The sequence below is a fragment of the Streptomyces sp. NPDC006283 genome, from assembly GCF_040613325.1.
In the GTDB taxonomy this organism is placed as follows: Bacteria; Actinomycetota; Actinomycetes; order Streptomycetales; family Streptomycetaceae; genus Streptomyces.
In genome coordinates, this window is the sequence record NZ_JBEXRZ010000276.1 from 1 (window position 1) to 8,287 (window position 8,287).

An 8,287-nucleotide genomic window follows, 5' to 3' on the forward strand; every position below is an offset into this window, starting at 1 on the left:
GGCCGGCGCCCATGTCACGGTCCGGATCCGCCTCGGTGAGGACGACCTGCACGTGGTCACCGCCGGTCGCGCGGTCATCGCCCACCACCGCCGGGCACCGGATGGCGCGGGGCAGACCGTTCGGGACTCCGGGCACGTTGTTGCCCTCGAACGAGCCGTTCTCGCTTCGTTCTCCGACAAGGCCCCCTGCCGCACCAAGGTCCGTCGGCCCCCGTCAGCTGCGGCCCAGGCGGAAGCCGAGAAGCTTCGCGGCCGGCCTGAATCGGACGTCGCGAACCGGGTCGTGATCGACCTGTCTCACTACGCCGCCGTCGCCGACCGGCTGCGGCAGGCCCCCACCCACGAAGACCAGGAGTGTGAGAGTGAGTGACGCCATGCCGATGAGCCAGGCCCGCCGCTACCAGCAGCTGCGGTGCCACCTGTCCTATCTGAAGCTCAATGACGCCGCCGAAGCCCTTCCCCACGTCCTGGACCAGGCCCGCGCCGAGCGGATGACCCTCACCACCGCGCTGATGAAACTCCTTGAGATCGAGGTCGAGGCGACGGAAGCACGCAAACTCTCCTCCCGGCTGAGGTTCGCCTGCCTGCCGGAACCCTGGACCCTGAACGACTTCGACTTCGCCGCCCAGCCCGGCGTCGACGAGAAACTCATCCGCGACCTGGCCACCCTGAGGTTCCTCGACAACGCCTCCAACGTCCTGCTGGTCGGCCCGCCCGGCGTCGGCAAGACGATGCTGGCCGTCGCACTCGCCCGCTCCGCGGTCGATGCCGGCCACCGCGTCTACTTCACCACCGCAGCCGAACTCGCCGCCAAGTGCCACAAGGCCGCACTCGAAGGCCGCTGGTCGAGCATCATGAGGTTCTTCGCCGGACCCCGCCTGCTAGTGATCGACGAACTCGGCTGTGCGCCACGAGGCGCTGATGGATCTCGCGGGATGAGAGGCCCGCCGCCGGTCCTCGCAGGGACCGGTTGAAGCTGGAGGCAGGCTGAACCCCGGGTTGGGGGTGAGGCCGGAAGCAGCCTCGACGACGTAGGGGCGGACCGACACCACCAGACGGTTCGTGCCCGCAAGCGAAGACGGAATGGGTGCAAGGAAACTGAACCAGTGGTTGACGTCCCGTGAGTCGTCAGCGGCCTGCCGAACCTGGTGGATGGGCCGCTTTGCAGTGCTGGAGAGTGCTCTATCCGATGGCCTCTCCTCTTTCGGCGTCTTTAGCCTATGGGCGTCGAAAGGCCCGGACCAATACTGCGATCTGCGGTCCGTGGCGATGCTGCCGGGGTATAGCTGGGCACCGAAGCCGTCACAGAGATCCTCAGTGAACGTGGGAAGCGACCTGGCATCGCCCTTCCCGTCCGGCAGCCGGCCGGGCGGCGGGCAGGCGCAATGCCCGCTGATGACGCCAGATCGTGGCGGAGTCGCCGTAGTACTCGGAGGCCGGGAAAGCCGATCACATGGGGAAGGGCGACAGCGTGATGGCAGCAGGGCTGCTGTCGGGGAGGAACGTTGTTGAATAACGACGCGCCGTCGACAATCTGGCCGGGCAGTATGACGGCCGCGCGACGGGTACTCGATCATCAGATCAAGCTGCACCGATGGGCAAGGAACGAGCCGGATCGCCGGTTCGATGATGTATTCAACCTGATCTGCGACCGGGCTACTTTGGTGGTGGCCTGGGAGCGGGTGTCTGGCAACCGGGGTGCCAGGACAGCAGGTGTGGATGCGGTCACCCGCTTCCACATCGAGGAACGTCATGGAGTGATTCCGTTCCTTGAGGAGCTTCGCTCCTCGCTCAAGGACGGGTCCTTCACTGCACTACCAGTCAAGCAGGCGGTGATTCCCAAGAAGAACGGCAAGGTCCGTTACTTGGGCATCCCGACACTGCGGGACCGCGTCGCGCAGATGGCCCTCAAGCTGGTCCTGGAGCCGATTTTCGAGGCCGATTTCTACCCGTCCAGCTACGGGTATCGGCCCGGACGGCGGGCCCAGGATGCCATCGCCGAAATCCACCGCTTCACCAGCAAGCCGTCGACCTACGAATGGGTCCTCGAGGGCGACATCAAGGCTTGCTTCGACAACGTCGACCATCACGTCCTGATGGACTTGGTGGCCGAACGCATCAAGGACCGCAAGGTCCTGCGGCTGGTCAGCGCGTTTCTGCGGGCCGGAGTTGTCGAGCTGCACGGTGGATTCGCGGAGACCCTCACGGGCACTCCGCAAGGAGGAGTCGCCTCTCCGCTGTTGGCCAACATCTATCTCTCGGTCCTGGACCGGAATTTCTCGCGGATCTGGGACCTTGAGATGTCCCCGCCCTGGCGTCGGCAGTATCGACGCCGAATGGGGCGGCCGAACTTCCGGCTGGTGCGTTACGCCGACGACTTTGTCGTGCTCGTGCACGGCACCAAGCCCGAGGCCGAGATGCTCAAGACGGAGATCGGTGAACTGCTGGCCCGCAAGCTGAGGATGACTCTCTCGGTCGAGAAGACCCACATCACCCACATCGACGACGGCTTCGTCTTCCTGGGCTTCCACATCCAGCGAAGGCCCTTTGGCGACGGCCGCCGTGTCGTGCTCACCATCCCGTCCAAGCCCGCCTTGGCGTCGGTGATGCACAAGATCAAGAAACTGACGGGGCGAAGCACGACGTCGCTCTCGTTGGAGGAGGTGCTGCGGTCGGTCAACCCCGTCCTTCGGGGCTGGGCTGCCTATTTCCGCTACGGCGCATCGAAGAGAACGTTCTCCTACCTCGGCTGGTACGCGTGGTGGAGGCTGGTCCTCTGGATTCGCTACAAGCACCCCCATCTGACCTGGAAACAGTTGCGGCGCCGCTACTACGGGGCGGACCGCATCACGGAGGGCGGGATCATCCTCTACAACCCGGCGAAGATGCGGGTCCAGCGATACACGTTTCGTGGAGCGCAGATCAGCACGCCATACAATATCGACGAGGTCGATCCCGACGGAGCACGTTTCCGCCGGACGAACCACGACGATGTGGCCTTCGTCGGCCAGGTCAGCGAATACCTCGCCTGATCCAGCGGATCACGTGGAGAGCCGGATGCTCGGCCAACGGGCACGTCCGGTTCGGCGGGCGGGGACGGGAAAACCGGCACTGGAAACAGTGCACGGCGTCTCGTCCCCGACCCAACACATGGAATTCGACCGGCACGGCGCCGAACTTCTCTTCCAGGTCCTGACCGAGCGTGAGGAGAAGAACAGCGTCGCGATCGCCTCCAACGAGTCGTTCGGCGGCTGGACCAAGACCTTCACCGACCCCCGCCTCTGCGCGGCCATCGTCGACCGGCTGACGTTCAACGGCACCATCATCGAGACCGGCACCGACTCTTACCGCCTCGCCAGCACCCGGGCCCGAGCTGAGGAGCCGGCCAAGGCCGGCTGACGTCTGCCACTGCCTGTCTCGACGGCCTGCCGCCCTGATGGGCGGCTGGCCGGCCCGCCGAAGCCGTCCTGAGCATGCCCGGCATCGGCACCCTGCTCGGGGCCGAGTTCATCGCCTTGACCGGCGGGGACATGGACGTTTTCGGCAGCCCCGACCGGCTCGTCGGCGTCGCGGGCCTCGCTCCCGTTCCCAGAGATTCCGGGAAGGTCAGCGGACAACCTGCGCAGCCGCACCGTTACAACCGCTGACTCCTGCGGCTCTTCTACCTCTTCGCCCAGGTCGCAGCCCGCTGCTGCCCAGTCTGGAAGACCTTTTACGATCGCAAGAGAAGCGAGGGGAAGAACCACAAACAGGCCGTCCTTGCCCTCGCCCGCCGACGCCTGAACGTGCTCTGGGCTCTGATACGAGACCATCGGACGTTCGAGGTCACCCCACCTTCACACACCGTCACAGCGACACCCTGACGCGACCACGAATTGTCACCCCCCGGCTTGACAACCTGATTGGGAATCACAGTCGTAGAAGTCCCGACCGGCCGTCCGACCAGCCATTCAGCATTCCCGCACCGCCCCCCCTGCCGCCACAGGGCAGGGGGCCATGTGGCGGTGGTGCAACGTGTTGTCATCTCGCGGCTGGATTGCTACGGTGCTCCGTCCTGATGCCTATCAGATCCGGATCGGATCCGTGTCCCGGGAGGCCGAGCATGCGCGCCCTTGTCGCCGCCGCCATCGGGCTGGCGGCCGCCTTCGCCCTCGTCCTCACCCTCACGTCGATCGGGGCACCGGCCGGCGAGACCTCGCCCGAGCCGCTGCTGACCACCGTCCCCGGACCCAAGAAGTAGGAGGGCGGACCGTGCACCGCAGAGGAGGCCTCTTACTCGTCGCCCTCGCCGTTTTCTTCGCCGTGCTCTCACCGCTGCTGCGCTGGTACGCCTTTCCCCGGCTCGCCAAGATGCCGGCGGGCCATTACCAGGAGATGGTCCTCGAGGCGAAGCCCGCGACACTCCTCGACTACGGCACCTTCGAGGCCGAGGAGGTCGAGAAGGTCACCATCGTGCAGACCCTCAAGGGCAACGTGGAGGAGTCCGAGAGGATCGAACGCACCGTCGGCCGTGACGTCGTCGTCTGGGACTCCCTCTCCTACGTCCAGGGGCCGGACGGAAAGATGGTGTCCCAGATACCCGAGCGCTACATCTTCGACGCGCACACCCAGGAACCCGTGCACGCCACCGGCGAAATGGTCGACGGCGACCCGGTGCGGCGCGAGGGCATCGAGTTCAAGTGGCCGTTCCTCACCGAGAAACGGGACTACCAGTATTTCGACGCCCAAGCGCGCAGGTCCGCCCCGATCCACTACAAGGGCACCCGGCAGTTCCGCGGGCTGGAGGTCTACTACTTCGAGCAAACCATCCCGTGGACCAAGGTGCCGTACCCGAAGAAGATGCCGATCCCCGGCATCGACGCGACCAGGCTGGAGAAGCAGACCGGCACCACTCGCTGGTACACCACCAAGCGGATGTTCTGGGTGGACCCGGTCACCGGCGGTCCCGTGAACGGTGAGGAGATCCACCGGGAGGAGCTGCGCGGCGGCACGCTGCTGGGCGGCCGGGACAAGGTCACCGTATTCGCCGGGCATGTGAAGATGCGCCCGGACTATGTGGACTCCACGGTCGAACTGGTCAAGTCTCAGAGGCAGTTGGTGCTGCTGATGACCTCGTACCTGCCATGGGGCTTCCTGGTCCTGGGCGGTGGACTGCTGGCACTCGCGCTGGTCTTTGAGGCCCGCGGCCGCAGGCCGCAGGCCCGGGCCGCGGAGCGCGAGCCGGAGCCGGTCCCTGACTGACGGCTCACTGCGCCTCCGACCCGCCGGCATCCGATTCAGCTCAGGAATGCTTTTCGGATCTGCTCCGACTCAGCTTCCGGCTTCCCTGCTGAGCCGCACCTTGGTCTGCCGGGTCGGCTCGGCCGTCGACGGGTCCTCGGGCCAGGGATGCTTGGGATAGCGGCCGCGCAACTCGGCCCGTACGGACCGGTATCCGTCCTTCCAGAAGGACGCCAGGTAGGCGGTGACCGTCGCCGGCCGCTCGGCGGGGGAGAGTAGATGCACCAGCACCGGCACGCCCGAGACCATGGGCGTCTCGCGCAGCCCGAACAGCTCCTGGAGCTTCACGGCCAGGACCGGTTGGGCGCCGCCGTACTCCACCCGGATCCGCGAGCCGCTCGGCACCTCGATCCGCTCCTGCGCCAGCTCGTCGAGCCGGGCCGCGTCGCCGCCCGCCCAGGGCAGCAGCCGCTGCAGCGCCTGGCCTGGACACGTCCGAGATCGGCCGTCACCGGGCCCTGGACAGCTCCGGCTCCATCCACTCATCGGTGCGGTTCAGCAGGGCGCTGCGCGAGCGGCTCGCCTTTCTGCACCGGCAGCTGGACGCACCCTCGGATTCAGCGAGTCCCGGACAGGCCGTCTTCGGACGCTAGGGAGAGACCTTCTCCGACGACGACGTCGTCGCAGCCATGATCCGACCGTCTCGTCTATCACGCCGAGGTCCTTACCCCCACCGGCGATTCCTACCGCACCCGCCAACGACGCGAACTCCTCGCCAAGGAGACCGCACACACCGCGGCTGAGCCACACCAGGGCAAATCTGCGGGATCATGGCGTGCTCAATTCTGCGGGAGCATTGACACGGGGCTCTCGGCGTGTCAGCTCCGGGTGCCGGCCGGTGCGGAGCTGCAGCTGCCGTCCGTCCCTCCGCCCTGCTTCGTCCGGGTGGATCCTGGAGAGGTGGCGAGGAGAAATGTGCGGCGGTGCGGTCAGTGCGGATCCCCGTTGCCCCAGGGCAGCAGGCAGTGTGCGGAGTTCTGGTGCGACGCGATTGCGTTGTGGCGGGCCTCGGCCGGCAGGCGGACGTTCAAGGACGCGGCTGACCTGAATGTCAACCCGGAGACTTTGCGGACCTGGGTGCGTGACGCCGGTGCGCCGCCGGCCGATGCCGGAATGTCGCAGGACACCGATGGCGAGCTGGCCCGGCTGCGGACGGAGAACGCCCGGCTGACCAAGGCGGAGAAGGAATGGCAGCTCGAGCGGGAGATCCTGCGCCGTGCAGCCGCCTATTTCGCCCGGGAGATGGAGTGAAGACCGCCGCTTGGGACTTTGTCTCCGCCCACGCCGGGATGTTCGGCATCAAGCGGATATGCCGGGTGCTGGAAGTCTCCCACTCGGGCTACTACCGGTAGACCGCCGGCGCCCAGGCGTGGGCGGAGCGGCAGGCCGCCGAGGACGCCCTCGTCGAGGAGATCCGTGAGATCCACGCCGAACACCGGGGGAACTACGGCGCGCTTCGCATCCATGCCGAACTGCGTGGCTTCGGCCACACGGCCAACCGCAAGCGGGTCGCGAGGCTGATGCGCAAGCATGGCATCGTCGGCCGGCACCTGCGCATGAAGAAGCGCACCACGCTCCCGGACCGGCTCGGGCCACCGGTGGCGGACCTGGTCCAGCGGGACTTCACTGCCGACGCTCTGGACGAGAAGTGGTGCGGCGACATCAGATACGTGCAGGTCGGAGCTGCCTGGCTTTACCTCGCCTGCGTGATCGATATCCCCTCGCGGCGGGTGCTCGGCTGCTCGATGGCCCCGCACATGCGAGCGGGGCTCGGTGCTGCACGAACGCTGCGCCGGCCTCGACGTCCGCAAGACGAAGAAGCGCTGCCGCGGCCTTGTCCCGGCGGCTCTGGATGAGGATGTCGTTGCCATCCTGGTCGACCGCCCGCCACAGGTACTTCCGCTCCCCGTTGATCTTGACGAACACTTCGTCGAGATGCCACTTGTCACCGGGTCGGGGACGGCGGCGGCGTAGGCCTGGCCGAACTTGGCGCACCACCGGCGGACGGTCTCGTGGGAGACGACGACGCCGCGCTGGAGCATCAGCTCCTCCACGTCGCGGAAGCTGAGCAGGAACCGGAAGTACCGCGCAGTGCGAGATCACCTCGACCGGGTACCGATGCCCCTTGTACGACGGCTACGCGCTCTCCACGAAAGGCCCCTCCCAGCCACGACCAACCCGAAGATCATCTCACTCACCGGTCAACGTGACAGCACCCACCGCGCGGCAGGCCCTGGCGGGGCCTGTCCGGGTTAGGCCGGCTTCCCGCCCGCCGGGGCCGGGTCACCGTCCGCGGGCCCGCTCTGACGGCTCGTCACCCGTCACCGCCGAATTCCATCGGCCGCACCGAACACCACGAACAGGAAACCCTCACCCAAAAGCATTAGCCTCGAACGGGTTTCCGTCCGGGGCGAATAAGAAACGCTCGGGATTACACGTTGGATTCCATGGCGGCTTTCACCTTGTTTACGGTCGTTGCGGACCGTCCGGCAAATTTTCCGATGCGGCGCTGTGCCCATTCCCGGCTGAGGCCGTAGCGGATACGGGCGCGGGACTGCCCATCAGTGCGGCGGGCTCGGGCGGGGCGGGCGGCTGCTCCTGGTTTCTGTGGCGCAACAAGGCCCCGCGTTCACGCGCGGTCATGCCGCCCCACACCCCGAACTCGATCCGGTTGTCGAGGGCTTCGGCCAGGCACACCTCTCGTACCGGACACCCGGTACACACACTCTTGACCCGGCTCTGCTGAGCATCGCCGCCGAAAAACTCCTCCGGGTCGACGGCCCGGCACGCAACCTTCTGATCCCCCCAGCGGCCCCACGCGTTGGTCATGTCCTCCCCCCGCCCCGGGTGGCTCGAGAGTTCGTCCTCCAACTGCCGTACGTCCAACTCGACCATGATCTGTGCCAGCTCGTCGAACTGCTCGCCTCCATCCTGGGCAACAAGGTCGCCTTCGGCGTCTCCGGCGTCGGCGAGTACCTCGACCAGATCACGTCGGGCGAGCTGCGGC

Annotated in this window: 4 protein-coding genes and 7 pseudogenes; 8 read left to right on the forward strand and 3 right to left on the reverse strand. The window is 66.8% G+C overall.

The annotated features are described in order from the left end of the window. The 7 genes and pseudogenes from ABZ070_RS33350 to ABZ070_RS33380 all read left to right on the forward strand — a co-directional run. A pseudogene (locus tag ABZ070_RS33350) lies at positions 1-370 on the forward strand (transposase); the annotation flags it as partial. Beyond that, positions 363-974, forward strand: coding sequence for an ATP-binding protein (locus ABZ070_RS33355; RefSeq protein WP_356639455.1), 612 nt, complete (start codon positions 363-365; stop codon positions 972-974). The pseudogene ABZ070_RS33350 and the gene ABZ070_RS33355, both read left to right, overlap by 8 nt. 534 nt (positions 975-1,508) lie before the next feature. Then, a complete protein-coding gene (gene ltrA, locus ABZ070_RS33360) occupies positions 1,509-3,032 on the forward strand; it encodes a group II intron reverse transcriptase/maturase (RefSeq protein WP_356639457.1) in 1,524 nt (507 codons plus the stop codon). Positions 3,033-3,147: 115 nt separating this feature from the next. Beyond that, positions 3,148-3,399 (forward strand): annotated as a pseudogene (locus tag ABZ070_RS33365) (ATP-binding protein); the annotation flags it as partial. Between the two features lie 50 nt (positions 3,400-3,449). Then, positions 3,450-3,863, forward strand: a pseudogene (locus tag ABZ070_RS33370) (transposase); the annotation flags it as partial. 239 nt (positions 3,864-4,102) lie between these two features. Continuing rightward, on the forward strand, positions 4,103-4,240 hold the full coding sequence (locus ABZ070_RS33375) for an SPW_0924 family protein (protein WP_356639459.1): 138 nt from the start codon (positions 4,103-4,105) through the stop codon (positions 4,238-4,240). A gap of 11 nt (positions 4,241-4,251) precedes the next feature. Then, entirely contained in the window at positions 4,252-5,241 is a 990-nt protein-coding gene (locus ABZ070_RS33380) for a DUF3068 domain-containing protein (protein ID WP_356639461.1), read from the forward strand. A 69-nt stretch (positions 5,242-5,310) separates the two neighbouring features. On the opposite strand, the pseudogene ABZ070_RS33385 reads toward ABZ070_RS33380, so the two are convergent. Continuing rightward, positions 5,311-5,785 (reverse strand): annotated as a pseudogene (locus tag ABZ070_RS33385) (ATP-dependent helicase C-terminal domain-containing protein); the annotation flags it as partial. A 440-nt stretch (positions 5,786-6,225) separates the two neighbouring features. Between ABZ070_RS33385 and ABZ070_RS33390 the strand changes: the two are divergent. Next, a pseudogene (locus tag ABZ070_RS33390) lies at positions 6,226-7,043 on the forward strand (IS3 family transposase); the annotation flags it as partial. A 61-nt stretch (positions 7,044-7,104) separates the two neighbouring features. On the opposite strand, the pseudogene ABZ070_RS33395 reads toward ABZ070_RS33390, so the two are convergent. Both ABZ070_RS33395 and ABZ070_RS33400 read right to left on the reverse strand, forming a co-directional pair. After that, positions 7,105-7,364: pseudogene (locus tag ABZ070_RS33395) on the reverse strand (DDE-type integrase/transposase/recombinase); the annotation flags it as partial. A gap of 520 nt (positions 7,365-7,884) precedes the next feature. Then, positions 7,885-8,109: pseudogene (locus ABZ070_RS33400) on the reverse strand (WhiB family transcriptional regulator); the annotation flags it as partial. Between the last annotated feature and the right edge of the window lie 178 nt (positions 8,110-8,287).